This window comes from Jejuia spongiicola (assembly GCF_023502325.1).
Taxonomy (GTDB): domain Bacteria; phylum Bacteroidota; class Bacteroidia; order Flavobacteriales; family Flavobacteriaceae; genus Wocania_A; species Wocania_A spongiicola.
Genome location: NZ_JAMFLZ010000004.1, coordinates 398,560 through 424,398 on the forward strand (window position 1 = coordinate 398,560; position 25,839 = coordinate 424,398).

Genomic DNA, 25,839 nt, shown 5'->3' on the forward strand with positions numbered 1-25,839 from the left:
TTTACCTCATGCAAAATCTGTTACAAGATTATATTCCGCAAGAGGCAATACCGCGAGTTTTAAAACTTTTAGAGCACGATAATCTAACAGTTAAAATAAAAAACGAGCGTAAAACTCGCCACGGCGATTATAAACAACTACCAAATAAAAAACATCAAATTACTATAAATGCTAATTTGAATGAATACCGATTTTTAATTACGCTAATACATGAAATCGCACATTTTGAGGCCTTCAGTACTTATGGTAAATATATTAAACCACACGGTTTAGAGTGGAAACGTAGTTTTCAGCACTTAATGTTACCGTTTTTAAACCCAAATATTTTTCCAGATAATTTATTACCACTTTTAGCAAATCATTTTAAAAACCCTAAAGCATCAAGCGATACCGATGTTAAATTAGCTTTAGCTTTAAAACAGTTTGACGCACCTAATAACAAAACCTATATCTTTCAAGTACCAATAGGGAAAGATTTTAAATTATACAATGGTAAAATATTTAAAAAAGGAAATAAACGAGTTAAACGATACGAATGCGTTGAGCTTAAAACAGGAAAGTTGTATCTTTTCAATCCTAATGCAGAAGTAGAATTGTTGAGTTAAAATCACAAACAATAATCATTAAAAAGAAGTCTGTGTTAAAAGAGATAATATGAAAAACAAAAATTATTATGCCATATTAATGGCAGGAGGTGTTGGTTCAAGGTTTTGGCCGGTAAGTACAGAAGAATTTCCTAAACAGTTTCACGATATGTTGGGTACTGGTGATACACTTATTCAAAAAACATTCAATCGTTTAGCAGACTTAATTCCAAAAGAAAATATTTTCATATTAACAAATGAGCGATATAATGATTTGGTTTTCGAACAGATTCCTGAAGTAACTAAACGTCAAGTGGTTTTAGAACCAGCTATGAGAAATACAGCTCCATGTATTTTGTATGCATCGTTAAAAATTCAAAAAGAGAATCCTGATGCAGTAATGATTGTAGCACCAAGTGATCATTGGATTGAAGATGAAAAAGCATTTTCTAAAAATGTACAAAAAGCGTTTGATTTTTGTGCAGAAAATAATGCTTTAATGACACTTGGCATTACGCCAACATTCCCAAATACAGGTTACGGATATATTGAATTTGACAAGACATCCGAGAAAGTAATTAAATCGGTAAATCAATTTAGAGAAAAACCAGATTATGAAACTGCAAAAACATTTATTAACCAAGGGAATTTTTTATGGAATGCAGGTATTTTTATGTGGAGTGTTAAAAGTGTTGTGCAAGCATTTAAAGATAATCAACCTACTTTATATGCCTTATTTGAAACAGGAATAGACTCATATAATACAGATTTTGAAGACGATTTTATTCGAGATAATTATGACAAATCTGAAAACATTTCGGTTGATTATGCCATTATGGAAAAATCTAAGAATGTATTTGTAATTGCTGCTGAATTTGATTGGAATGATTTAGGAACATGGGGAAGCTTATATGATAAATTAGATAAAGATCACTCTGGAAATGCCGTAGTAAACTCTAGAACTTTAACCGAAGATGCTTCGGGAAATATGATACGAACCAAAAACGATAAAGTTGTAGTAATCGACGGTTTACAAGATTATATTGTAGTTGATAAAGATGAAGTTTTACTTATCTATCCAAAATCAAAAGAGCAAGATATAAAAAAAGTGCTTCAAAAAGTAAAAACCACTTATGGTGACCATTTAGGGTAAAATGTTCTAAATAGTGTCGTTTACAATGATTATAAAAAATAATGACCTCAAATTTATTTTTTATATTCGTGTATTAGTGGCTAAAATTATATAAATGGAAGAAAATAAATTTAATTTTTCAGAAGAAGAAAATATTAAAGACAAAGCTGTAGAGCAATCTAAAGAAGCTTTAAAGAAAGACGCTCAAGGTTTATTTCAGAGTATAAAAACCTTTATGGTTGAGCTGCTTGATTTTCGTGATGATACAGATAGAGATGCTACTATTAATGCCATAAAAGGAGATATATCCTTTAAAGGAGCTACGGCATGGATTTTAATTTGTTCCATATTTGTTGCATCGGTTGGATTAAATGCTAACTCAACAGCTGTAGTAATAGGAGCCATGTTAATTTCTCCACTAATGGGACCAATTTTAGGCGTTGGAATGTCTATAGCCATAAATGATATAGATACACTTAAAAAGTCTTTAATAAATTTAGCGACGATGATTGTGCTTAGTTTATTAACGGCGTTTATGTTTTTTAAATTCTTTCCATTAGGCAGCCAAGAAACATCAGAGCTTTTAGGCCGTGTAAAACCAGACATTCGAGATGTGTTAATTGCTTTTTTTGGTGGTTTAGCTTTAATTATTGCACGTACTAAAAAAGGTACTATTGCTTCTGTTATTTTTGGAGTAGCAATTGCAACAGCATTAATGCCACCGTTGTGTACAGCCGGTTATGGGCTCGCTATTGGTAATTGGAATTTCTTTGGAGGTGCTATGTATTTGTTTACTATTAACACAATTTTTATAGCACTTGCTACATTTTTAGTGTTAAAGTTGTTACGCTTCCCGATGCTAAAATATGTTAATTCTAAAAAGAGAAAACGTATTGCTCAATTAGCTTCTTTATTAGCAATAATTGTTATGTTTAGAGCAGGTTGGACATTTTGGGAGGTTTATCAGTATAGCGGAATAGAAAACGACTATAATAAATTTAAGAAAGTTGAAATAGAAAACAATCGTGAATTGTGGTTTCAAAATGGAACTTTTGATGAAGAAACAAAAATAATCAAACTATATTTTAACGGTGAAATTAACAATGCTACTGAAGCAGATTTAAGAAACGAAGTTAAACAGTATGAAAAAATTAAAGATTTCGAATTAGAAATTTATGGAAATAAAAACAGAAGTTTTGATAAAATATCTGATGCTTACGATAGGGCTATTACTGATTTAGATAAAAAGGATAATATAATTTCTGGTCTCCAAAAACAGATTGCTGGGTTGCAAGTTGAGATTACAGATTTAAATAAAATAATAGAAAGCAATAACAATCAAAACACAGCAGTTTCTTTTACTAATTTGTCTCGAGATGCCAAAGTAAGGTTTAGTGATCTACAATACTTCGGATATGCTAAAATGCTTGAATCAAATGATTTTATAAAAGTTGATACTATAACAGTAGCAAATATAAAATGGAGGTCTTCTTTGAAAGATAGCATGAAGGTTGTTAAAGAAAAGGAACTAAAAACCTGGTTAAAGCAAAGATTAAAGCTTGATACTTTAGTTGTTAAACGAGCTAATTAGAGATTGTTAGTGTTATTAAGATTAACTCATTTTGATTAAATTATTGAAGTTTGTTTTGCTTACGCATTAAAAATAAAAAGCATTAGGCAACTATTTAATAAGTTTGAACGTCTTAATAAATAGAGACCAACTTATTAAGTTTTTAAATCAATTTATTATGAAAAATAGCACCTTCTTAATATTAATTATTTTTTTAATCTTTAGCTGTAGTAAAAAACAAGAAAAAAAGCAGACAGAACTTATTGTAGCTCCAAAAAAGAAAGAAGCTTTATTGATAGGGACATTTCATTATAATAACCCTGGAGCTGATGTTATAAAAACAAAATCTTTTAATATCCTTAGCGAGAAATCACAGAATGAATTGAAGGAAATAAGTTCAAGTATTAAAAAATACAATCCAACTAAAATATTTGTAGAATGGTCATATAAAGAGCAAAAAGAATTGGATTCATTATATCAACTATATCTTAATAATCAATATTTTACTAATGCTAGTCTTTCAGATTTTTATCTTAAAAATGAAATATTTCAATTAGCTTTTAGAATAGCCAAAGAAAGCAATCTAAAAAAAGTTTATGGTGTAGATTATACAGGAACAGATTTTCCGTTTGATGATGTTATGAGAGATATCGTAGAGAATAATCAATATGAACTTGAAGCAAAAATAGAAAAAGGTATTTCAAGGTTTACTCAAGAGTTTGACAGTAAAATTGAATCAGGAACATCACTTACAGAACTTACTACTTTTCTAAATAGTTCAGAAATGCGTTCTTTTTCTAATTATTTTCACAATAATTTAATGTTGTTGGCTGGTGCTCCAAATGATTTTTCAGGACCATTATTAACTTCTGAATGGTATAAAAGAAATTTGCATATGTGGTCTCTAATTCAAAAACATACTAAAGAATCTGATGAAAGAATTATGGTTTTGGTTGGAGCAAGTCATGCAGCAATGTTTGAGTTGTTTATTAAAGAAAACAAACTTTGGAAAGTGAAAGAATTAGAGGATATTTTAGTGCGATAAAGAAGATTAATAAGCTTCATTAATTTCTAAATTAATCGAATTATTTATTCTCTTCAATATACATTTTACGCACTTTTTTAAATAAGTTAGAAGAGTACACAAAGTCAGTTACCACTTCATTATCAGTTTTAAAAATAGTTTCTTTTGAGCCTTCCCATGCCTTAAGCCCCTCTTTTAAAAACACAATTTTTTCACCAATTTCCATTACCGAATTCATATCATGCGAATTTATAACTGTAGTTATTTGGTATTCGTCTGTAATTTCCTGAATTAAGTTATCAATAACGATAGCTGTTTTTGGGTCTAAACCAGAATTTGGTTCGTCACAAAATAAATATTTAGGATTATTTACTATAGCACGTGCAATAGCTACACGTTTTTGCATACCACCTGAAGCTTCGCTAGGCATTTTTCCATGAGCATCATCAAGGTTTACACGTTTTAAAACAAAATCTACACGATCTTCCATTTCACTTTTATTTAGATTAGTAAACATCTGTAACGGAAACATAACGTTTTGAGCAATTGTCATAGAATCAAATAAGGCGCTTCCTTGAAAAACCATACCGATTTCTGCACGTAAATCACGTTTTTGATCTTCAGTCAATTGCGAAAATATTTTTCCATCGTAAGCTATAGTACCTTCTTCATATTCAAATAAACCTAGTAAGCACTTTAAAAAAACTGTTTTACCAGAACCACTTTGCCCAATGATGAGGTTGGTTTTTCCTTTTTCAAAAGATGTACTAATGCCTTTTAAAACATCAACACCACTAAACGATTTATGTAAATTTTTAACCTCTATCATTGCCCTAACATCATATCTGTTAATATGTAATTCAATAAAATAATAACCACCGATGTCCAAACAAAAGAGGTTGTACTGGCTTTACCAACTTCAAGCGCACCACCTTTCATGTAATAGCCATGAAAGGATGGAATGGTTGCTAAAACAAAAGCAAAAATAAAGGTTTTAACAAACGAATAGGCCACATGGAAGGCATTAAAATCGGTTTGTAATCCAAGAATATAATCTGCCAAAGATGTATAACCACCAAAAACACAAGCAGCCATACCTCCTAAAATACCTAAAAACATTCCGATAGCAATGGCAAAAGGATATAGCATTAGCGCCACTGTTTTAGGGAAAACAAGATAATTTAAAGAGTTGATTCCCATAACCTCTAAAGCATCAATTTGTTCAGTAACACGCATTGTTCCTATGCTAGAAGTTATAAATGAACCCACTTTACCAGCCATAATAATTGAGGTAAACGTTGGTGCGAATTCTAAAATAACAGATTGCCTTGTTGCAAAACCAACCAAGTATTTTGGAATTAGTGGATTGCTAATATTTAATGCAGTCTGGATAGTAATTACACCACCTACAAAAAATGATATAAATGCAATAATACCTAATGATCCAATAATTAAATCGTCAATATCTTTTAGGATTAATGTTTTCATTACAGACCATTTAGTGGGCTTGCGAAACATTTCTGCAATCATTAAAAAATAAGATCCAATATTATGAAGGTATGTCATATAAAAATTTGTTAGTGCTAAAGTAAAAAAAGTTATAGAATTTAGCCTTAATTTTAAAATATCATATTTTAAAATATGTATTTTTGATCTTATAAATTTTTTAATCATGCTAAAAAACGTAGTACCTTTTTTTTTAATTATTTTTTTATATAATTCCACTTTTGCTCAAAGACCTAGAGTGAAAAAGCAGAAAACTAAAGTAGAAACAATTAATTCTAGACCTAAATTAGTAGTAGGTGTTGTAGTAGATCAAATGAGGTATGACTATTTAACACGTTTTGAAAATAAATATGGAGATGGCGGGTTTAAACGTATGATGAATGATGGTTTTAATTGTAAAAACAACCATTTTAACTATGTGCCAACGTATACAGGGCCAGGACACACATCAATATACACAGGAACAACACCAAAATATCATGGTATTATTAGTAATGATTGGTATGATAAAGAATTAAAAGACTGGGTTTATTGTGCAGGAGATACTACTGTGCAATCTGTAGGTACAACTGAAAAATCTGGACAAATGTCTCCACACAGAATGAAGACAACGACGTTTGCTGATGAGAATAGATTATTTACTCAGCTTAGAGGAAAAACAATTGGTATTTCAATTAAAGATAGAGGAGCCATTTTACCAGCAGGTCATTCTGCAAATGCAGCTTTTTGGTTTCAAGGAGGAAAAGAAGGATCTTGGATTTCAAGTACATATTATATGAATAGTTTACCAAAATGGGTTAACGATTTTAACGCTTCAGATATAGCCGAGTCTTACTTTAAAGTTTGGAATACTTTATATGATATTGATACATATATTGAGAGCGGAAGTGATTTGAATAATTTTGAAGGTGGGTTTGTTGGTAAAGAAACAGCAACATTTCCTTATGATTTAGCTGTTTTGAAGAATGATAATAATGGTTTCGATATTTTAAAATCGACGGCTTATGGTAATAGTTTGACAACAGATTTTGCAATAGCATCTCTTGATGGCGAACAATTAGGGAAAGATAATATTACCGATGTATTAACAGTGAGTTTTTCATCAACAGATTATGTGGGTCATAACTTTGGTGTTAACTCAAAAGAAGTAGAAGACACCTATCTTAGATTGGATAAAGATTTAGAGCGTTTATTTAATGCTTTGGATGATAAAGTAGGCAAAGGAGAATATACGATATTTTTAACTGCCGACCATGGAGCAATAGATGTTCCGTCTTATTTGCAGACTTTAAAAATACCATCAGGATACATAGATAATTCGCAGAGAAAGGAAAAGTTTCAAAAATTCCTAATAGATACTTATGGTGACAAAGATATTGTCGAAAATATTAGTAATAATCAAATCTTCTTAAATAGGGAAAAGATTAAAACATTAGGATTAAACCTTGAAGAAGTGCAACAAGCTATAGTTAATGAACAAATTAACTATAAGCATATTTCAAAAGCGTATACAGCTCATACTATGAGCTCTACTAATTTTACAACAGGTATTGAAGCATTATTGCAAAGAGGATATAATCAAAAACGTTCTGGAGATGTTATTTTGGTAAATGATCCTGCATACATAAATTATCATGTAACAGGATCTACACATGGTAGTAGTTTAAATTACGATACACACGTTCCGTTATTATTTTTTGGTAAAGGAATTAAACCTGGGCATACACTTAAAAAAACAGAAGTAACCGATATTGCACCAACCATGTCTGCTTTGTTAGGAATCAGTTTCCCTAATGGTGCTATTGGAAAACCATTAGACTTTGTGCTAGATTAAATTTATCATAATTGAATAAGAAAACAGTTTATTCGTTGTTAGCTATTTTACTCCTTTTAGGTGTTTATGGTTACGAACACTTTTTAAATGAAGATGAGAAAGCTGAAATTATTTATGAAGGTAAATCGACAAAAAAAGAAACTAACGAATATTTCTTACCAACAAGTACAACGGGGCAAGTAATTCATCATAAAGGGTATTCGTTATCATATAGTGAACCACACGAACAAGCCGAATGGGTGGCATACGAACTGAAGAAATCTCATCTTTCAAACACAAATTTCAAACGGCCATATTTCGAAATTGACAAGGCTGTAAAAACTGGGGCTGCTAATTGGCGTAATTATAAAAAGTCTGGGTATGATCGCGGACATTTGTGCCCTGCAGGAGATAGACGTTATAATCAACTTGCGCATGACGAAACTTTTTTAACTAGTAATATTAGCCCGCAGGAACATAAATTTAATTCGGGCATTTGGAATACTTTAGAACAAAAGGTACGTTACTGGGCAAGTAAGTACGATGGTGTTTTTGTAATAACGGGAGGTGTTTTAAGTGGTAAAATGGAAACTATTGGAGTTGAAGAGGTTTCTGTACCTAACCAATTTTATAAAGTATTAATTGATAATAATTCTGGTGAAACAAAAATAATCGCATTTTTAATACCGCATAAAAATTCTAATAAACCTTTATACGAATTTGTAGTTCCTGTCGACACCATTGAAAAATTGACAGGAATTGATTTTTTTCCTCAGTTAGATGATAATATTGAAGATAGACTAGAGGCCTCTAGTAGTTATAAAGCTTGGAGCTTTTAATTAAAGTCTTACATAGATACTATAATATTAAAAATCAAAATGTTAGCTGTCTAACATTTTGATTTTTTTTTACCTCATAGCTTTACAAGAATTAATTAATCAATAATTTTATTATGGAAAAAGAACAACTTTTAAGCTATGTTGGATCAAAAATTCAATATACAAGAAATGCCCTTTTAATCGTTTTCCTTTTATTAATGAGTCTCAATTTAAATGCCCAACAGGAGAAGCGAGGCAAATATCTTAATGGAGGAAAAATTGAAACGAAAGACGATACTACAATTTGTATTGATGGAAATTCTACGCCAATTGATGTGTATAGAAAAGGAGCCAAAGGGAAAAAGAAGCGTTGGATTATTACCGATGCTGATAATAATATTTTAGCACTACCAAAAGCTCCTCCTTTTGATTTTGAAGATGCTGGAGCTGGAGTTTGTAAAATTTGGAGCATATCATATTGGTGGTATGTGAGAAACTTAAAAAAAGGTAAGAACTTATCGAAGTTAAGAGGATGGTATGATTTATCCAATCCTATAGAGGTAATAAGAAACCAACCCAAGGGCGGTACATTAACCGGGGGTCCGTTTGAATATACAGTAGGAGATGGAATAGCAGATAACATACCAGAAGGAGCCATTACATTAGAAGGCAATGCGGGGTCAAATTCGCAATGGGTAGTAACTGATAGTGAGGGGAACATTTTAGGTTTACCTCCGAGTCCATATGTAGTAGATTTTGATGGTGCAGGAGCAGGCACATGTTTAGTATGGCATTTAAGTTTTGATGGTGATTTAGAAGGTGCTGCAATGGGAAACAATGCATCAGATTTAGTAGGGTGTTATAGTTTGTCTAATCCGATAAAAGTAGTTAGAAATTCAGTTATAGCTGATGGAGGTACTTTAACAGGTGGCCCATTTGAATATTGTGTAGGAGATGGAGCTGCTGATAATATTCCAGAGGGTGCCATTACATTAGAAGGCAATACAGGATCAAACTCACAATGGGTAGTAACTGATAGTGAGGGGAACATTTTAGGATTACCACCAAGCCCATATGTAGTAGACTTTGATGGTGCAGGAGCTGGGACATGCTTAGTGTGGCATTTAAGTTTTAATGGAGAGTTAGAAGGTGCAGTTATGGGAAACAATGCCTCCGATATAGTTGGAGATTACGATTTATCCAATCCTATAGAGGTAATAAGAAACCAACCCAAGGGCGGTACATTAACCGGGGGTCCGTTTGAATATACAGTAGGAGATGGAATAGCAGATAACATACCAGAAGGAGCCATTACATTAGAAGGCAATGCGGGGTCAAATTCGCAATGGGTAGTAACTGATAGTGAGGGGAACATTTTAGGTTTACCTCCGAGTCCATATGTAGTAGATTTTGATGGTGCAGGAGCAGGCACATGTTTAGTATGGCATTTAAGTTTTGATGGTGATTTAGAAGGTGCTGCAATGGGAAACAATGCATCAGATTTAGTAGGGTGTTATAGTTTGTCTAATCCGATAAAAGTGGTTAGAAAAAATAAAGTTGATCCAATATGTGACGTTAATGGCGGATATCTTAAGGCAGGAGGGTTATATCTTTTTTGTCAAGGTGATGGTGTTGATGATTTTGCAACTGGTATAGAACTTAAAACAAATGTAGGATCAAACTCACAATGGGTTGTAACTGATGTTGAAGGAAATATTTTAGGTTTACCACCAACCCCAGAAGCAGTTAACTTTGAAGGCGCAGGACCTGGAGTTTGTTTAATATGGCATTTAAGTTTTGATACGATATATGGAGTAGAAGAAGGAAATAATGTTTTTATAAATTTATCTGGATGTTATGACTTATCTAATCCTATACCAATTTTTAGGTTCCCATATGATAGTGGATTTTGCGATTTGATTACTTATGCGAATAGGCATGAAAACGAAATCGTTAAGATTTCAATGTATCCTAATCCTGCAAAAAACAACTTAAATATTGATTTGTCAGGAATTAAAGATGAGGATGTTACGGTTAAAATCTATAACTATTCAAGTTTAGAAGTTTACAATCAATCTATAAATCTTAAATCTAAAAGAGATAAATCTATTGATGTTAATGTTAGTAAGCTACCTCAAGGACTTTATTTAGTTAGTATTACTAATAAAGATAATTCAATAAAAGCCATAAAGCGTTTGCTTGTTGAGTAGGATTAATTTTTTTGTATATAAAAGAGGTTATCTATTATAGGTAACCTTTTTTTGTTAAAACAATGCTTTTTTAATCCCTTTCCAGCGCAGCCTTCTAATAAATTCTCCTTCTTTTTTAGAAACTAAATAATCCATTTTTTGCTTTTTTGCTTTAAAATAACCAGCTAAATAATTTTTAAACAAAACGAAGCTTCTTTTTTTATAAGCAAGTTTCAATGCCGAAATAAAAGTAATTAAAAAGCCATAACGCATTTTGTACATAGCTTCACCTTGCAAATATTTTGAGGCTTTATTATAACTAATACCTGTTGGCTTTAGATGTTTAACCTTAAGATTTTCATCAGTTAAAATTGTCCAACCATAAAATTGTGCTAGCAACTCATCAACAGTATCCCAACCCATAGATGGTTTTAGTTTTCCTATATCAATAAAGCAAGGTTTTCTATAAGCTTTTAATGCGCCCCGAATATGATCTTTGTTCGTTAAATTCTCTAAAACCCATTCATTATTTTTTTCTATGTAACAAAAACCGGCAGCCATACCCAACTTTTGATTCTTATTAAAATGATGTGTTAATTGTTCTAAATAATTTGTTGGGAAAATTAAGTCTGCATCAAACTTGCAGATTACATCATAATTATCATCTAAAATTTCAAAGCCTTTGTAAAAAGCATTTATAATTTTTGAACCTGGAATATGCTCATTTGATGATTTTGAATTTATTAATGAAATCCAAGTATGTTTCTCGGCGAAAGCTTCAACAATATCCTGAGTTTTATCAGTGGAATTATCATTAACCACAATAACTTTTTTTGGTAAATGCGTTTGATTTACTAGCGAATCTAAAGTGAGTCCTATAGAGCGCTCTTCGTTATGTGCTGGAATAACAATATAAAAGTTCAAAATTTTAAAGCTTAGTATTCAAAGTTAAACTCTTTCAGCGTAAACTATGTAATATCTTGGCGTAAACCACCTCAAAATGGGTCTGAGTCCAATTTTTTTAGTTGGATTAGTCCATTTTTGTTTGTCTAAAATTTTCCAACCTGCTTTTTCTAACAACCAATCAAATTGCCAGTCTTCAAACTCGTGGTAATGTCTGTCAAGCATGTCTGTTTTACTTCTATATGCTGAAGAAAACCATAACTTAAGTGGTACACTAGCAACCAATTTATCTGCTTTTATAGATTTTAACACAGTAAAAGGTGATAGTAAATGTTCGAATATTTCAAAAGCAGTAACAACATCAGCTTCTGAATTAGTAATGGTAGAAGTATCTATATCTAAATCTTCCCCTTTAGTGTTTTCAACTTTATAACCATGTTCTTGCATGATTTTGGTAAATGGATTAATAACACCTAAATCTAGAATAGCTTCGGAAGCCGAAACATGCTTATTTAAAAATTGAATGGTATGTTTAAAGCGTTTATTAGGATAACTTTTCTCGTACATTTTAATGTTTGTAAATAATAGCATTAATATTCATGCCAGCACCAACACTAGCAAACATAATAGTATCTCCTTTATTTATTTGCTGATTTTCCATATCTCCTTTCAATATCATATCGTATAATGTAGGAACGGTTGCAACACTAGAATTTCCTAATTTACCAATAGTCATTGGCATAATGTCTTCTGGCATTTCTAAATCGTATAACTTATAAAAACGTTTTACAATGGCTTCATCCATTTTTTCATTGGCTTGGTGTATAAGAATCTTTTTTAGGTCTTTAATGTCCACACCACTTTTGTCTAAGCAAGATTTCATTGCTTTTGGAACATTACTAATAGCGAATTCATAAATTTTTCTACCATACATTTTTATGTATCGTCGTTTATCATTTATGTCTTGATTATTTGTTTCTCCAAAAAATATAAAATGAGCTTCATCAAAAGCAAAGGTTGCTGTTTCATGAGCTACTATGCCACCTTCTTCATTAGTAGATTCTACGATAACAGCGCCTGCACCATCACTATATATCATAGAGTCTCTATCGTGAGGGTCAATAACACGAGATAATGTTTCTGCGCCTATGACTAAGCACTTTTTAGCAATTCCAGATTTAATGAAAGCATTTGCTTGAATTACGCCTTCAATCCAGCCTGGGCAACCAAAAAGCACATCGTAACCTACACATTTTGGGTTTTCAATCTTTAAAAGATGTTTAACTCTTGATGCGATACTTGGTACGGTATCACTCTGTTCTGTGTTGTGTTTTACATCACCATAGTTATGGGCTACAATAATATAGTCTATATCTTCACGATTAATATTAGCATTAACAATAGCTTTTTCAGCGGCAAAAAAAGCAATGTCCGAAGTGTTTAAAGATTTTTTTGCATACCTACGTTCTCCAATCCCTGTAATGGCTTTGAATTTTTCAACTATAACCTCATTAGAAGCATTTATAATTGAACCATCGCTATTTAAAAACTGATGTTGGTAAAAGTCTTCATTCCTTTCAATATTATTAGGAATATAACTTCCAGTACCTGTAATTTTTATAGTCATAAAATAAAAAATTGCCTTTGATTAAAAACTAAAACCCAATATAATAGTTTATAATTAAAGGCAAGTTCAGTTTTGTTTTAATTTACGATGTTCAAAAGACTAATTAAACTTCTGCATATGCCTCAATAGGCGTGCATGAGCAAATTAAATTTCTATCGCCATAAGCATCATCAACACGTCTTACACTAGGCCAAAATTTATTGTCTTTTACATATTCCAAAGGAAAAGCGGCTTCTTGTCTTGAATATGGAAACTGCCATTCATCATTTGTAATCATGTCTAATGTGTGGGGTGCATTTTTAAGCACATTGTTGATGTCATCTTTTGAAGATTGATCAATTTCTTTTTTGATTGAAATCATAGCATCACAAAAACGATCCATCTCTGCTTTACTTTCACTTTCAGTTGGTTCAATCATTAATGTGCCAGCAACAGGAAATGATACTGTTGGTGCATGAAAGCCATAATCCATTAATCGTTTAGCAATATCTGTAACTTCAATACCATGAGCTTTAAATGCTCTACAATCTACAATCATTTCGTGTGCAGCACGACCACGTTCTCCAGAATACAGCGTATCGAAACTACCTTGTAATCGGTGTTTTATATAGTTTGCATTTAAGATAGCAATTTTAGTAGATTGTGTTAGCCCTTCAGCACCTAACATTTTAATATATCCATAAGAAATTAAGCAGGCTAAAGCAGAACCAAAAGGAGCTGCTGAAATAGCTGTAATGGCTTTGTCTCCACCAGTTTTTATTACAGGATTTCCTGGTAAAAATGGAACGAGTTGTTTTGCAACACAAATTGGACCAATACCTGGGCCACCGCCACCGTGAGGTATAGCAAAGGTTTTATGTAAGTTTAAATGACAAACGTCTGCCCCAATATTACCTGGGTTAGTTAACCCTACTTGTGCATTCATGTTAGCACCATCCATATAAACTTGACCTCCGTTATCGTGAATAATTTGTGTAACCTCTTTAATAGCTGATTCATATACACCATGTGTGGATGGGTATGTTACCATCAAAGCTGCTAAATTATCTTTGTGCAATTCGGCTTTTTCGCGTAAATCATTTACATCAATATTACCCTCTTCGGTAGATTTTGTTACTACCACTTTCATGCCAGCCATAACAGCACTTGCAGGATTTGTACCATGTGCAGAAGACGGAATCAAGCAAATATTTCTATGATGATCTCCTCGCGATTCATGATAAGCTTTAATAACCATCAAACCGGCAAACTCGCCTTGAGCACCAGAATTTGGTTGTAAAGAGGTTGCTGCAAAACCTGTTATTTCGGTTAATTGATCTTCTAATTCTTTTAAAATAGTAGCATAGCCTTTAGCTTGTTTTAGCGGTGCAAACGGATGAATATTACCCCATTTAAACCAACTTAATGGTAACATTTCTGCAGCAGCATTTAGCTTCATGGTACATGAGCCTAAAGAAATCATTGAATGATTTAATGATAAATCTTTGCGCTCTAACGATTTTATATAACGCATCAATTCAGTTTCAGAATGATGAGTATTAAAAACGGTATCTGCTAAAAAATCTGATGTTCTTTGTAAAGACTCATCAATATTATTTGTTTGTTCTATTTCAGTAACTTCAATAGTGTCTTTTTGGGCTGCTTCAGCAAATAAAGAAATCAAATAATTAATATCTCTAATGGTTGTGGTTTCATTTATAGAAATAGTAACAGTTTCTTTATCGGGATAATTTAAATTTACCTTTTTATCGGTTGCAACCTTCTTTATGTTTTTTGCTTTTGTTTTAATTTGAAGGGTATCAAAGAAATACGTATTTTTTTGCTCGTAACCTAGTTTTGATAAAGCATTTGATAAGACCACTGCTTTATCATGCACTTTACCAGCAATAAATTTTAAACCCTTTGGCCCATGATACACAGCATACATACCAGCCATAACTGCCAAAAGTACTTGTGCTGTACAAATGTTTGATGTGGCTTTATCTCGTTTTATATGTTGCTCGCGTGTTTGTAATGCCATGCGTAACGCTCTATTACCGTTTGCATCCTTTGTTACGCCAATAATTCGTCCAGGAATATCTCGTTTATATGCTTCTTTTGTAGCAAAGAAAGCTGCATGTGGACCACCATACCCCATAGGTATACCGAAGCGTTGTGTTGTTCCAACCACTACATCTGCTCCAAACTTGCCTGGAGCTTCTAATTTAACTAAGCTTAAAATATCGGCAGCAACGGCTACTTTAATTTCAGCAGCATTAGCTTTATTAATAAAAGATTTAATATCTGTAACCTGTCCATTTTTCCCTGGGTATTGTAATAAGGCTCCAAAAAACTCATTAGAAAAACTAAAAGTATCTTCTTTTCCAATTACCAATTCAATACCGATAGGATTTGCTCTTGTTTGTAAAAGTGATAAGGTTTGTGGTAAAATATTTTCAGAAACAAAAAACTTGTTTATACCTGCTTTTTTCTGACTACGCTCACGAACAGAGAATAACAAACTCATAGCTTCAGCAGCTGCGGTACTTTCGTCGAGTAAAGATGCATTAGCAATTTCCATTCCTGTTAAATCTATAACCATGGTTTGAAAATTTAAAAGCGCTTCTAGTCTGCCCTGGGCAATCTCTGCTTGATAAGGCGTGTAAGCTGTATACCAGCCTGGATTTTCAAGAATATTTCGTTGAATAACAGCTGGCATTATAGTAGGATGGTATCCAAGACCTATATAAGTTTTACGTGCTTTATTTAATTTAGATAAATCATGAATATGAAGCAAATACTCATGCTCCGTCATTGGCTCATCTAAATTTAATCCGTTTTTTAAACGAATATCATCTGGAACAGTTTCCTGAATTAACTGGTCTAAAGAGTCTATTCCTAAGGTTTTCAACATAAGATTTTGGTCGTCTTCTCTAGGACCAATATGACGTAATGCAAAAGCTTTTGTGTTCATTAAAAATCAATTTTTTATATAATTCGCAAAAATACGTAATATAATTCGCGAATAAATGCATAAAACGTAAAGTTTTTAACCATTTGAAAACGTTATTAACAGTTTGCTTATTTTTGTAAAATGACACTATTAAAACAAATTTTAAACTTTTATATTAATAGTAGCATTCACGTCGCATTATCGGTGTTTTCATTAACATGGATGACGTTGATTGAGTATAATTTTTTGTATGATGAAAATGTGTTATATTTTGTGTTTTATGCCACTATTACAGGTTATAACTTTGTTAAGTATTTTGGAATAGCAAAATTCTATCACAGAAGCTTAGCTACTTGGCTAAAAGCGATTCAAATATTTTCATTAATCTGTTTTATTTTAATGTGTTATTATGGCCTTCAATTAGAAAAAAACACTCTATTGTGTATAGCCGTTTTAGGATTAATTACTTTTTTGTATGCTATTCCTTTTTTGCCCAAGCATTTGTTTTTGGATAAGCATCACAATTTGAGAAGTATAAGTGGTTTGAAAATTTATTTAATTGCTTTGGTATGGAGCGGAGTTACTGTTTTTCTACCTTTAATAAATATGAAATATGGCATTAATACAGATGTTATAATAACGGGGTTACAGCGCTACTTTTTTGTTATTGTTTTAATGTTTCCTTTCGAAATTAGAGACCTACAATATGATAGTTTGAAGCTCTCTACAATTCCTCAAAGAATAGGAGTAAAGCAAACAAAAGGGATTGGAACTTTATTATTAATGTTGTTTTTCTTTTTAGAGTTTTTTAAAGATGAAACTAATATAGGTAGTGTTATGATATTATTAGTAATTACTTTTATTACAATGCTTTTGTTAGTGTTTTCTAAAATTAAGCAGAGTAATTATTATAGCTCGTTTTGGGTAGAAGGTGTGCCTATTTTGTGGCTAATATTAATGCTTTTAAGTCTTTAATTTGAATATTCGCTTATAGCATGCTCTAAATCTTTTTTCATAGATTCTTTGCACTTTTTATCTAAGCATTCAACTTTGGACTTTTTTATTTCCTTAGTAAGCTTAGTATTATTTTTTGTGTATTTTCTACAAGCTCTACAGTATATTAAATGGATATTTAGTTTTATTTTTTCCCATAGTGTAGCGTCTTTGTATTGCGTTTTATCACACACATGATTTGCTTCATCACAAGGAATCACAACCTTTATCTTCGTACTCATAATTAAAACCAATTTTCTTTTAAGCAATCTACCATGGCTGTACGTGCTCTATGAATGATTACCCAAAGGTTAGACGCTGTAATATTTAATTCATTACAAATAACTTCAGTTTCAAAACCTTGTATGGTTTTCATTTTAAAAACTTCAGCTTGTTTTTCTGGTAGTTTACCTAAACAATTATGTATAGCATCACCTAACTCTGCATTTTGCAAGGTGTCTTCTGCTGTTTTATCGTAAGGATCTGCAACACGTTCTTCCAACCAATCACCTTCGGTTTCAGCATCATCGTTGTAAGTGATTCTTACTTCAGCTTTCCCTTTTTTGGAATTTATTTTACGATAATGATCAATAATCTTTCTTTTTAAAATAGAGATTAGCCAAGTGCGTTCGCTAGCTTCGCCTTTAAAATTCTTCATCGATTTTAAACCTGCCAAAAATGTATCCTGCACTAAATCTTGCGCAATTTCTCTGTCGCTAACTCTAGTAATTGTGTAGTTAAATAAGTAGTCTGAATATAAATCAACCCACTTATTTGGATTTATTTGATGGTTGGGCATTATTGATGCAATTGTTTTTTTGAATTTCAAAAATAAGGTAAAAAAATGAATATCTAATTTTTTATTAAATCTTGTAGTGCATTTTTAAAGTTTGTGTACTTATAAACAAAACCTGCATCTAATAATCTTTTTGGGATTACATTTCTGCTTTTTAAAATCAATTCGGTCTCTGTACCTATTAATTTTGCTCCAAAATCAAGTAACCATTTGGGGTGAGAAATTCCAAATGGTATTTTTAAGGCCTCTCTAATTGTTTTCATTAGCGTTTTATTATCCGTTGGTTTAGGTACAGACAAATTAAAATTTCCTTGAAGCTTTTTATTTTGAATTAAAAACTCAATTGCTCTTGCAAAATCTAATTCATGAATCCAGCTTACTTTTTGATTACCATCTCCTTGTCTTCCACCTAATCCAATTTTGGTTAAATTTTTAAGAGGAATTAGAGCACCTCCATTTTTACCCATCACAATAGAGGTTCTTAATGCTATTTTCCGTGTTTTAGGATTAGTAATACTATAAAATGCTTCTTCCCAATATTTGGCTATATTCATAGAAAAATCATCACCAATTTCTCCTTTTTCTTCTGTCATTTCTTTCTTTAAAGCATGTTTGTATATGGTTGCAGTAGAGGAATTAATCCAAATCTTTGGTGGGCTTTCACAAAGATTAATTGCTAATCCTAAAATGTTTGTAGAATCAATTCTTGAGTTATAAATAAGTTTTTTATTTTTTTCATTATATCTGCAGTCAACAGATTTTCCTGTAAGGTTTATTAAAACTTCTGCTGTTTCAAGTTCATTAACCCAATTACCCAAGTCTTTTCCATTCCAAAAGACATCGTTATTCTTTTTAGTGTTTCTTGTGAAGATTTTAATTTTATACTCTTTTCTGTTGAAATAGTTTTCTAAGACTTGTCCTAAAAATCCACTTCCTCCCGCTATGATAATTTTTTTCATTGTTTCTGTATTAAATAAGTTATATAAATAAAGTAGCTAGCAATTAGCATAGGTGTAACAAATACAAATGCTATTTGAGAAATATTATTACTCATAATATTAGTTTTATAAAGTATCAGAATAATTAGCAAATTAATTAAGGTAAGTATCCAATATCTATAGATGTGCCTTTTCTTAGTCTCACTAAGTTTCTTCATATATAGTGATACTATAATTGCTATAAATATTTGAACAATACCAAGGATGAATTGAGCATACAAACCAAAAAAGAAATAATATATAGTTATGTATGGTGCTATTGTGATAAAATAAAAAAAACAGTTAATGTAATGGAGTGTTTTCATTTTTAATTGTTTTAAACTTTCAGAAATCATTGAAAGTTAGATTTAAATTTTTTTACTTAATTAATTTTAATAAAGATTTAGTAATCCAGTTTTGTTCTTGATTTACAATTTTGTTCATCATGGTATCTGCTGTTTCAGCTAAATCATGCAATGCCTTCGTTTGTTTAATTAGTTCTTTAGTTTTTGCTGTACCGTCATCTTTAATAGAAGATACATCTTTTAATATTTTAATTACTGGTTTTATTTCTCTTCGGCTACGTTCTTTGGCTATATGTCTTGCTAATTCTTGTACGTCTTTTTCTGTAGTAAAAAATTCTTTTCGTTCGCCTGGGATTAACTCTTTAGTTACAATACCCCAATCCATTAACTGACGTAAATTCATGCTTGTATTACCGCGAGAAATTTTAAGCTCATCCATAATTTCTTCCATAGATAAGGCTTTTGTAGATATAAAAAGAAGCGATTGTATTTGAGCCATGGCTTTGTTTATACCCCACAGTGTACCTAAGCTTCCCCAAGTGCTGATAAACTTTTCTTTTGCTTCTTGATATTCCATGACACAAAGATATAAATAATTTCTAAACTTTCAATAATTATTGAAATCTTGTTTGTTTGTGGGAGTAGATTACCTTATCTGTAAATGAATATGATCGTCATGTCTAACCGCTCCGCAACCATGAAAGCGGATTTTAGTATAGTTATTTAAGCTTAATTCAGTTTTTAAATAAGGTTCAATGAAAATCTTTTCGGTTTGTTTTGAGTGCAATAATTCCTGTATTAAAAGTTTTGTCGTTGCTTTATCAAATTTTAAATCATTGGTTATTCCGAAAGTGACATATTTAGTAAAGTCGTATTGCCAATAACCTTTATTAATACAATTTTTTGCTGTTATATTTTTTGAGTTAACAAATGCACCATAGCCAGAAACAGAAGGTTTCTTATTTGTAGTTTTTCCATTTTCATCTAAATACATAAATGAAATATCTATTTTTTTTCCGTTGCTATGACTTAAATGTGGCAATAATGGAAAGCCATCAATAAAAGGAAAATTTGCATCTAAATAAGTGATTGAAATATTTGAAGGCTTTAAGTTTTTAGCTGAGTTTTCTAATAAATCTTTTAAATCTGACGTTACATAATTTCTAAACAGCAAGGGATAAACCCAATTTCTTGGTTTTAAATGATTATTAAAAACAGGTAGCTGTTCTTTTCCAAAGGATTTAGCAATAGGAGGAATAATTAAAATATTGAAAATTAAGTATAGAATTGGAAATACTAACCGTTTTTTCTTTTTTAATTTTAAAGAAATTAACGAAGCTAAAAGCCATATTAAACCACCTATTTGAGTTAATATAGTTAAAAACGAAATAATTATTAGATGCCCAAAAAGTTTTAGAAACCTCATAAACAACTAAACGAAAATCAAAACAACTTATTTTAACAAGCCTGCCCGCTTTAATAAGGCTTCTGGTTTAGGTTCTTTTCCGCGAAAGCGTTTGTATAGTGTCATAGGGTTTTCAGTTCCACCTTTACTTAAAACATTATTTTTAAACTTGGTAGCTACTTCTTTATTGAAAATGCCAGTTTCTTCAAAATATTCAAAAGCATCAGCATCTAAAACTTCTGCCCATTTGTAACTGTAATAGCCAGACGAATAACCCCCTTGAAAAATATGAGAAAAAGCTGTACTCATGCAATTCTCTGCTACTTCTGGGAATAAATTTGTTCTTTTAAAAGCCACAACTTCATGCGCTTTTACATTTGTGATTTCTGATGGATTTTGACCATGCCAAGACATATCTAATAAACCGAAACTAATTTGACGTAAAGTTTGTATGCCTTCATTAAAAGTAGCTGATTTTTTTATTTTTTCAATCAAATCCATCGGAATAACTTCACCGGTTTCATAGTGTTTTGCAAATAATTCTAAAGCGTCTTTTTGATAGCACCAATTTTCTAATATTTGACTTGGCAATTCAACAAAATCCCAATACACACTAGTGCCAGATAAACTAGGGTATGTAGTATTTGCAAGCATACCATGGAGGGCGTGTCCAAACTCATGAAATAGGGTAGTTACTTCGTTAAAAGTTAGTAAAGATGGTTTACTTATTGTGGGTTTTGTAAAATTGCAAACTATAGAAACATGAGGTCTTTCATTAGTGCCATCTTTTACGTATTGCGGTTTAAAAGATGTCATCCACGCTCCATTACGTTTTCCTTTTCTTGGAAAGAAATCGGCATAAAAAATGGATGTTAAATCGCCATTATTGTTGGTTACTTTATAAGTTAAAACATCGTTATGATATTTATCAATATTATTTATTTCTTCAAAATTTAAATCAAATAACTTACTTGCAACAGTAAAAGCTCCGTTAATAACATTTTCTAGCTTGAAATAAGGTTTTAATTGCTCATCATCTAAACTGAATAATTTTTGTTTTAGTTTTTCTGAATAATAAGCCGAATCCCATTTTTCAAGTCTGTTAATGTTGTGTAACTCTTTAGCAAAACTTTCAAGATTCTTAAACTCGCTTTCGGCTGCCGGTTTTGCTTTTTCTAATAGTTCATTTAAAAAGTTCTGAACGGTTTCTGGCGTTTTTGCCATACGCTCTTCTAAAACAAAGTGCGCGTGTGTTGAATAGCCTAAAAGCTTAGCGCGCTCATACCTCAGTTTTGCAATTTTTATAACATTATCTTGGTTGTCTAATTCATCATTTTTAAATCCTTTAGCTCCAGCCGCTAAAGATATTTTTTTACGTAACTCGCGATTATCAGCATAGGTAACAAAAGGAATATAGCTTGGATAGTCTAGTGTAAATAGCCACCCTTTTTTGTTTTTTGATTCTGCTAATTGATATGCTGCTTCTTTTGTGCCTTCAGGTAAACCAGAGAGTTTTTTTTTATCTGTAATTAACATTTCAAATTTGTTGGTTTCAGATAATATGTTTTCACCAAATTTGAGTTTTAATTGACTTAATTGTTTATCAATTTCTCGAAGCTTTTCTTTTTTGTCTTCAGATAAATTGGCTCCATTACGCGAAAAGCTTTTATATTTTTTGTCTAAAAGTGTTTCTTGCTCAACACTTAACTCAAATTCACCTTTTTTATCATAAACAGATTTAACGCGTTTAAACAAATTTTCATTTAAGGTAATATCATTACTAAATTCTGATAACAAAGGAGATACCTCTTGGGCAATTTTTTGAATTTCGGCATTTGTTTCAGCAGAATTCAAATTAAAAAAGATACTTGATATTCTATCTAATTGCTCACCTGAAAAGTCTAGAGCTTCTATTGTGTTTTCAAAAGTAGGAGACTCAGCATTATCAACGATCTTATCAATTTCTGCTTTAGCATTTTTAATGGCTTCTTTAAAAGCAGGAAGGAAATCTTCATCTTTTATTTTCGAAAAAGGAGCGGTGTTATATGGTGTATTAAAAGGTTTGTTTAAGATAGACATGAATGTGAAATTGTAATTGTTTTAAAAAATAAAAATCTAAAAAAATAATGAATATTGGTAGTTAATCGAATATGTAAAATAAAAATTAGTTAATCAGACTTTTTTTTCTATTTTGGCACAAGATTTTTCAGAGAGTTATCTTTAACTCGTAAGAATTATTGTTAATAGCTGTAAAAACCTCGGATTTATTCGAGGTTTTTTTATTTTAAATCTTTAGCAGATTCATGAACCATTTGTTCTAACCCTTGTTTGTAAACTATAACTTTATCTAGAACACATTTGTCTGATGTTCCAATAATTTGAGCTGCCAGAATACCTGCGTTTTTTGCCCCATTTAAAGCAACGGTAGCAACAGGTACGCCACCTGGCATTTGAAGAATAGATAAAACAGAATCCCAGCCATCAATAGAATTACTACTTTTTATAGGAACACCAATAACAGGAAGTGGTGATAAAGAAGCTATCATTCCTGGTAAATGTGCAGCTCCACCAGCACCAGCAATTATTACAGCAAACCCTCTTGTATGCGCATGCTTTCCGTAGTCAAATAGTTTTTCAGGTGTGCGATGGGCCGAAACAATATCAACTTCAACTTCAATATCAAAACCTTCTAATATCTCAATAGCTTGTTTCATAACAGGAAGATCGCTTTTACTTCCCATAATTATTCCTACTTTATTCATAATTATTTACTTATTACTTTAATCGTCTTTTTTACTTTTTCAGCAACTTTTCGAGCTTTACTTAAATCTTCATTTACAATAGTTACATGCCCCATCTTTCTAAATGGTCTTGTTTGTTTTTTACCATAAATATGAGGCGTAACACCTTCCATCTTCATAATATCATCAATGTTTTCATAAACTACATTACCCGTATAGCCTTCAGCACCCACTAAATTTACCATAACGCCACCTACTTTACTATCAGTTCTTCCTAATGGTAAATTTAAAATAGCTCTAAGGTGTTGTTCAAATTGTGAGGTATAGCTAGCTTCAATAGTTTGATGTCCAGAGTTATGAGGTCTAGGTGCAACTTCGTTAATTAAAATATCATCACTTTCAGTTTGAAACATTTCAACAGCTAAAAGACCTACATGATTAAATGCTTTTGATACATTTAATGCAACTTCTGTAGCTTTTTTAGCGACGTCATCATCAATTCTTGCTGGGCATATAACATATTCAACTTGGTTTGCTTCTGGATGAAATTCCATTTCTACTACTGGAAATGTTTTAGTTTCTCCTGATGCATTTCGGGCAACAATTACAGCCAATTCATTTTTAAAAGGGACTAATGTTTCTGCAATACATTCAACATTTGGTAACCCCTTTAAATCTGAAAGTGTTCTTACAATTTTTACACCTGTACCATCATATCCAAACTGTGCACATTTCCATACAAAAGGAAGTGTTAAACCACCATTTTCAATAGCATCATTAATTTCAGAAGTATAAGCAAAACGAGTAAATGGAGCCGTTGGTAAATTGTTGTCTACATAAAACAATTTTTGTGTGGCTTTGTTTTGAATAGCACGTAATGTTTTTGACGATGGGTATACTTTTACATTTTCTTTTTCAAGTGTTTCAAGCGCATCAACATTAACATTTTCAATTTCTATGGTTAATACATCAACTTGTTTCCCGAAATTGTAAACCGTATTGTAGTCCATTAAATCGCCTAGATAAAATTCGTTACTTGCAATTTTACATGGTGCTTCATTACTCGCATCCAAAATACAAGTATGAATATCAAACTTCCGAGTGCAGTTAAGCAACATTTTTCCTAATTGTCCGCCACCAAGAATACCGAGTTTAAAATTTGAAGAGAAATAGTTCATGTTAATTTACCAAAAAGTGAATCCTTTTAATTAAATTGATTTTTTGCTTTTGCACTACAAAAATACACTTAAAAATCTATTCCTTATTAAATAGTAAATTAAAAAATAATCCCGATAGCTATTGGGGCGTTAATCTATTGATTATCTTTGCATCTTTAAAAAATAATAACCGTGATAAAGCTACACGATAAATATTTTAAGCCATTTATTTCTGCAGAAGAAATTGATGTTGCTATTGACCGTTTGGTAAATGAAATTTCTAATGATTTAGGAGATGAAATACCTGTTTTTATTGGTATTTTAAACGGTTCGTTTATGGTAGTGAGCGATTTTGTAAAAAAGTACCCTAAACCGTGCGAGGTTACCTTTATTAAGTTGGCATCTTACGAAGGTGTTAAGTCTTCTGAAGATATTCAACGTTTAATTGGGCTTACTCAAGATTTGTCTGGGCGAACAGTTGTTATTTTAGAGGATATTATCGATACAGGAAATACCCTAACAGAAGTGCACAGGATTTTTAAAAATGAAAATGTAAAGTCGCTTAAAATAGCAACCTTATTTTACAAGCCTGAAGCGTATAAAAAAGATTTTAAACTACATTATGTTGGTATAGAAATACCTAATAAATTTATAGTTGGCTATGGACTCGACTACGATGGATTAGGAAGAGACATACCAGAAGTATATCAAATAAAAGAAACACAACACATGACAAATTTAGTGCTATTTGGTCCTCCAGGAGCAGGAAAAGGAACGCAAGCAGAATTTTTAAAAGAAAAGTATAATCTAGTACATATTTCTACAGGCGATGTTTTTAGGTTTAATATTAAAAATAAAACGGCTTTAGGGATGTTAGCAAAATCCTATATGGATAAGGGTGAACTAGTTCCAGACCAAGTTACTATAGATATGTTAGAAGCTGAAGTTGAGAAGAATGCTGATGCAAATGGTTTTATTTTTGATGGTTTTCCGCGTACTAATGCTCAAGCTAATGCACTTGATAAGTTAATGAGTAGTAAAGATTCTCAAATAAATGCAATGGTAGCTTTAGAAGTAGATGATGAGGTTTTGGTTGAGCGTTTGTTAAAACGAGGAGAAACTAGTGGAAGAGCAGACGATGCTGACGAATCTATTATTAGAAATAGAATTACAGAATACTATAATAAAACAGCTGTTTTAAAAGATTATTACTCTGCGCAGAATAAGTATTTTGGTGTAGATGGCGTTGGTAGTATTGAAGATATTACTGTAAGATTGAGTGGCGTTATAGATAATCTTTAGTTGAAGCGTTGAAATGTTTAGTTGTTTAATCGTTAAATAGCTAAACGATTAAACAAATCAACAAC

At 31.5% G+C, this 25,839-nt stretch carries 23 protein-coding genes; 9 read left to right on the forward strand and 14 right to left on the reverse strand.

What is annotated here, in order from left to right:
• Positions 1–8 precede the first annotated feature (8 nt).
• From M3P09_RS11545 to M3P09_RS11560, 4 genes are all read left to right on the forward strand, one after another.
• Complete coding sequence (locus M3P09_RS11545) at positions 9–605, forward strand: SprT-like domain-containing protein (protein WP_249973223.1); 597 nt, start codon at positions 9–11, stop codon at positions 603–605.
• Between the two features lie 49 nt (positions 606–654).
• The gene (locus tag M3P09_RS11550; protein ID WP_249973224.1) at positions 655–1,737 is read left to right on the forward strand and encodes a mannose-1-phosphate guanylyltransferase; all 1,083 of its coding nucleotides are present in this window, start codon (positions 655–657) and stop codon (positions 1,735–1,737) included.
• A 94-nt stretch (positions 1,738–1,831) separates the two neighbouring features.
• The gene (locus tag M3P09_RS11555) at positions 1,832–3,307 is read left to right on the forward strand and encodes a DUF389 domain-containing protein (protein WP_099563555.1); all 1,476 of its coding nucleotides are present in this window, start codon (positions 1,832–1,834) and stop codon (positions 3,305–3,307) included.
• A gap of 157 nt (positions 3,308–3,464) precedes the next feature.
• Positions 3,465–4,331, forward strand: a complete 867-nt coding sequence (locus M3P09_RS11560) for a DUF5694 domain-containing protein (RefSeq protein ID WP_249973225.1) — start codon at positions 3,465–3,467, stop codon at positions 4,329–4,331.
• A 40-nt stretch (positions 4,332–4,371) separates the two neighbouring features.
• On the opposite strand, the gene M3P09_RS11565 is transcribed toward M3P09_RS11560, so the two are convergent.
• Both M3P09_RS11565 and M3P09_RS11570 read right to left on the reverse strand, forming a co-directional pair.
• On the reverse strand, positions 4,372–5,139 hold the full coding sequence (locus tag M3P09_RS11565; protein ID WP_249973226.1) for an ABC transporter ATP-binding protein: 768 nt from the start codon (positions 5,137–5,139) through the stop codon (positions 4,372–4,374).
• Complete coding sequence (locus M3P09_RS11570; protein ID WP_099563558.1) at positions 5,136–5,876, reverse strand: MlaE family ABC transporter permease; 741 nt, start codon at positions 5,874–5,876, stop codon at positions 5,136–5,138. Before M3P09_RS11570 ends, M3P09_RS11565 begins: the two co-directional genes overlap by 4 nt.
• A gap of 106 nt (positions 5,877–5,982) precedes the next feature.
• Between M3P09_RS11570 and pafA the strand changes: the two genes are divergently transcribed.
• From pafA to M3P09_RS11585, 3 genes are all read left to right on the forward strand, one after another.
• Positions 5,983–7,650: an alkaline phosphatase PafA gene (gene pafA / locus M3P09_RS11575; protein WP_099563559.1), complete on the forward strand. Its 1,668-nt coding sequence runs from the start codon at positions 5,983–5,985 to the stop codon at positions 7,648–7,650.
• An 11-nt stretch (positions 7,651–7,661) separates the two neighbouring features.
• A complete protein-coding gene (locus M3P09_RS11580; protein ID WP_249973227.1) occupies positions 7,662–8,468 on the forward strand; it encodes a DNA/RNA non-specific endonuclease in 807 nt (268 codons plus the stop codon).
• A gap of 113 nt (positions 8,469–8,581) precedes the next feature.
• Positions 8,582–10,657 (forward strand): T9SS type A sorting domain-containing protein, encoded by a 2,076-nt coding sequence (locus tag M3P09_RS11585; RefSeq protein WP_249973228.1) that lies wholly within the window; start codon positions 8,582–8,584, stop codon positions 10,655–10,657.
• Between the two features lie 54 nt (positions 10,658–10,711).
• On the opposite strand, the gene M3P09_RS11590 is transcribed toward M3P09_RS11585, so the two are convergent.
• The 4 genes from M3P09_RS11590 to gcvP form a co-directional block, all read right to left on the reverse strand.
• Positions 10,712–11,560 carry a glycosyltransferase family 2 protein gene (locus M3P09_RS11590; RefSeq protein ID WP_249973229.1) on the reverse strand — a complete coding sequence of 283 codons (849 nt, stop codon included), beginning with the start codon at positions 11,558–11,560 and terminating at the stop codon, positions 10,712–10,714.
• A 24-nt stretch (positions 11,561–11,584) separates the two neighbouring features.
• Entirely contained in the window at positions 11,585–12,106 is a 522-nt protein-coding gene (locus M3P09_RS11595) for a class I SAM-dependent methyltransferase (protein ID WP_249973230.1), read from the reverse strand.
• Position 12,107: 1 nt separating this feature from the next.
• Positions 12,108–13,166, reverse strand: a complete 1,059-nt coding sequence (locus tag M3P09_RS11600; protein WP_249973231.1) for a 3-oxoacyl-ACP synthase III family protein — start codon at positions 13,164–13,166, stop codon at positions 12,108–12,110.
• A 103-nt stretch (positions 13,167–13,269) separates the two neighbouring features.
• Entirely contained in the window at positions 13,270–16,119 is a 2,850-nt protein-coding gene (gene gcvP / locus M3P09_RS11605) for an aminomethyl-transferring glycine dehydrogenase (RefSeq protein WP_249973232.1), read from the reverse strand.
• A 120-nt stretch (positions 16,120–16,239) separates the two neighbouring features.
• Between gcvP and M3P09_RS11610 the strand changes: the two genes are divergently transcribed.
• Positions 16,240–17,073, forward strand: coding sequence for a UbiA prenyltransferase family protein (locus tag M3P09_RS11610; RefSeq protein ID WP_249973233.1), 834 nt, complete (start codon positions 16,240–16,242; stop codon positions 17,071–17,073).
• Here M3P09_RS11610 and M3P09_RS11615 read toward each other — a convergent pair.
• The 8 genes from M3P09_RS11615 to M3P09_RS11650 all read right to left on the reverse strand — a co-directional run bounded on the left by M3P09_RS11615 (position 17,070) and on the right by M3P09_RS11650 (position 24,493).
• A complete protein-coding gene (locus M3P09_RS11615; protein ID WP_249973234.1) occupies positions 17,070–17,333 on the reverse strand; it encodes a hypothetical protein in 264 nt (87 codons plus the stop codon). The genes M3P09_RS11610 and M3P09_RS11615 overlap by 4 nt on opposite strands.
• 2 nt (positions 17,334–17,335) lie before the next feature.
• Positions 17,336–17,890, reverse strand: coding sequence for a sigma-70 family RNA polymerase sigma factor (locus M3P09_RS11620; RefSeq protein ID WP_249973235.1), 555 nt, complete (start codon positions 17,888–17,890; stop codon positions 17,336–17,338).
• A gap of 53 nt (positions 17,891–17,943) precedes the next feature.
• Positions 17,944–18,846, reverse strand: a complete 903-nt coding sequence (locus M3P09_RS11625; RefSeq protein ID WP_249973236.1) for a TIGR01777 family oxidoreductase — start codon at positions 18,844–18,846, stop codon at positions 17,944–17,946.
• 396 nt (positions 18,847–19,242) lie between these two features.
• On the reverse strand, positions 19,243–19,746 hold the full coding sequence (locus M3P09_RS11630; protein WP_099563852.1) for a GbsR/MarR family transcriptional regulator: 504 nt from the start codon (positions 19,744–19,746) through the stop codon (positions 19,243–19,245).
• 69 nt (positions 19,747–19,815) lie between these two features.
• Positions 19,816–20,595: a hypothetical protein gene (locus tag M3P09_RS11635; protein ID WP_249973237.1), complete on the reverse strand. Its 780-nt coding sequence runs from the start codon at positions 20,593–20,595 to the stop codon at positions 19,816–19,818.
• A gap of 27 nt (positions 20,596–20,622) precedes the next feature.
• Positions 20,623–22,653, reverse strand: a complete 2,031-nt coding sequence (locus M3P09_RS11640; RefSeq protein ID WP_249973238.1) for a M3 family metallopeptidase — start codon at positions 22,651–22,653, stop codon at positions 20,623–20,625.
• Between the two features lie 200 nt (positions 22,654–22,853).
• Positions 22,854–23,336 carry a 5-(carboxyamino)imidazole ribonucleotide mutase gene (gene purE / locus M3P09_RS11645; protein ID WP_099563850.1) on the reverse strand — a complete coding sequence of 161 codons (483 nt, stop codon included), beginning with the start codon at positions 23,334–23,336 and terminating at the stop codon, positions 22,854–22,856.
• A gap of 2 nt (positions 23,337–23,338) precedes the next feature.
• Positions 23,339–24,493: a 5-(carboxyamino)imidazole ribonucleotide synthase gene (locus M3P09_RS11650; protein WP_249973239.1), complete on the reverse strand. Its 1,155-nt coding sequence runs from the start codon at positions 24,491–24,493 to the stop codon at positions 23,339–23,341.
• Between the two features lie 171 nt (positions 24,494–24,664).
• Between M3P09_RS11650 and M3P09_RS11655 the strand changes: the two genes are divergently transcribed.
• The gene (locus M3P09_RS11655; protein ID WP_249973240.1) at positions 24,665–25,774 is read left to right on the forward strand and encodes an adenylate kinase; all 1,110 of its coding nucleotides are present in this window, start codon (positions 24,665–24,667) and stop codon (positions 25,772–25,774) included.
• The last annotated feature ends 65 nt before the right edge of the window (positions 25,775–25,839 follow it).

Coding starts and splice junctions, on each gene's coding strand:
- M3P09_RS11630 (WP_099563852.1), bottom strand. CDS start 19,746: ATGGAATATCAAGAAGCAAAAGAAAAGTTTATCAGCACTTGGGGAAGC.
- M3P09_RS11640 (WP_249973238.1), bottom strand. CDS start 22,653: ATGTCTATCTTAAACAAACCTTTTAATACACCATATAACACCGCTCCT.
- M3P09_RS11635 (WP_249973237.1), bottom strand. CDS start 20,595: ATGAGGTTTCTAAAACTTTTTGGGCATCTAATAATTATTTCGTTTTTA.
- M3P09_RS11595 (WP_249973230.1), bottom strand. CDS start 12,106: ATGTACGAGAAAAGTTATCCTAATAAACGCTTTAAACATACCATTCAA.
- M3P09_RS11545 (WP_249973223.1), top strand. CDS start 9: ATGCAAAATCTGTTACAAGATTATATTCCGCAAGAGGCAATACCGCGA.
- M3P09_RS11620 (WP_249973235.1), bottom strand. CDS start 17,890: ATGCCCAACCATCAAATAAATCCAAATAAGTGGGTTGATTTATATTCA.
- M3P09_RS11615 (WP_249973234.1), bottom strand. CDS start 17,333: ATGAGTACGAAGATAAAGGTTGTGATTCCTTGTGATGAAGCAAATCAT.
- M3P09_RS11555 (WP_099563555.1), top strand. CDS start 1,832: ATGGAAGAAAATAAATTTAATTTTTCAGAAGAAGAAAATATTAAAGAC.
- M3P09_RS11650 (WP_249973239.1), bottom strand. CDS start 24,493: ATGAACTATTTCTCTTCAAATTTTAAACTCGGTATTCTTGGTGGCGGA.
- purE (WP_099563850.1), bottom strand. CDS start 23,336: ATGAATAAAGTAGGAATAATTATGGGAAGTAAAAGCGATCTTCCTGTT.
- M3P09_RS11585 (WP_249973228.1), top strand. CDS start 8,582: ATGGAAAAAGAACAACTTTTAAGCTATGTTGGATCAAAAATTCAATAT.
- gcvP (WP_249973232.1), bottom strand. CDS start 16,119: ATGAACACAAAAGCTTTTGCATTACGTCATATTGGTCCTAGAGAAGAC.
- M3P09_RS11560 (WP_249973225.1), top strand. CDS start 3,465: ATGAAAAATAGCACCTTCTTAATATTAATTATTTTTTTAATCTTTAGC.
- pafA (WP_099563559.1), top strand. CDS start 5,983: ATGCTAAAAAACGTAGTACCTTTTTTTTTAATTATTTTTTTATATAAT.
- M3P09_RS11625 (WP_249973236.1), bottom strand. CDS start 18,846: ATGAAAAAAATTATCATAGCGGGAGGAAGTGGATTTTTAGGACAAGTC.
- M3P09_RS11550 (WP_249973224.1), top strand. CDS start 655: ATGAAAAACAAAAATTATTATGCCATATTAATGGCAGGAGGTGTTGGT.
- M3P09_RS11565 (WP_249973226.1), bottom strand. CDS start 5,139: ATGATAGAGGTTAAAAATTTACATAAATCGTTTAGTGGTGTTGATGTT.
- M3P09_RS11600 (WP_249973231.1), bottom strand. CDS start 13,166: ATGACTATAAAAATTACAGGTACTGGAAGTTATATTCCTAATAATATT.
- M3P09_RS11610 (WP_249973233.1), top strand. CDS start 16,240: ATGACACTATTAAAACAAATTTTAAACTTTTATATTAATAGTAGCATT.
- M3P09_RS11570 (WP_099563558.1), bottom strand. CDS start 5,876: ATGACATACCTTCATAATATTGGATCTTATTTTTTAATGATTGCAGAA.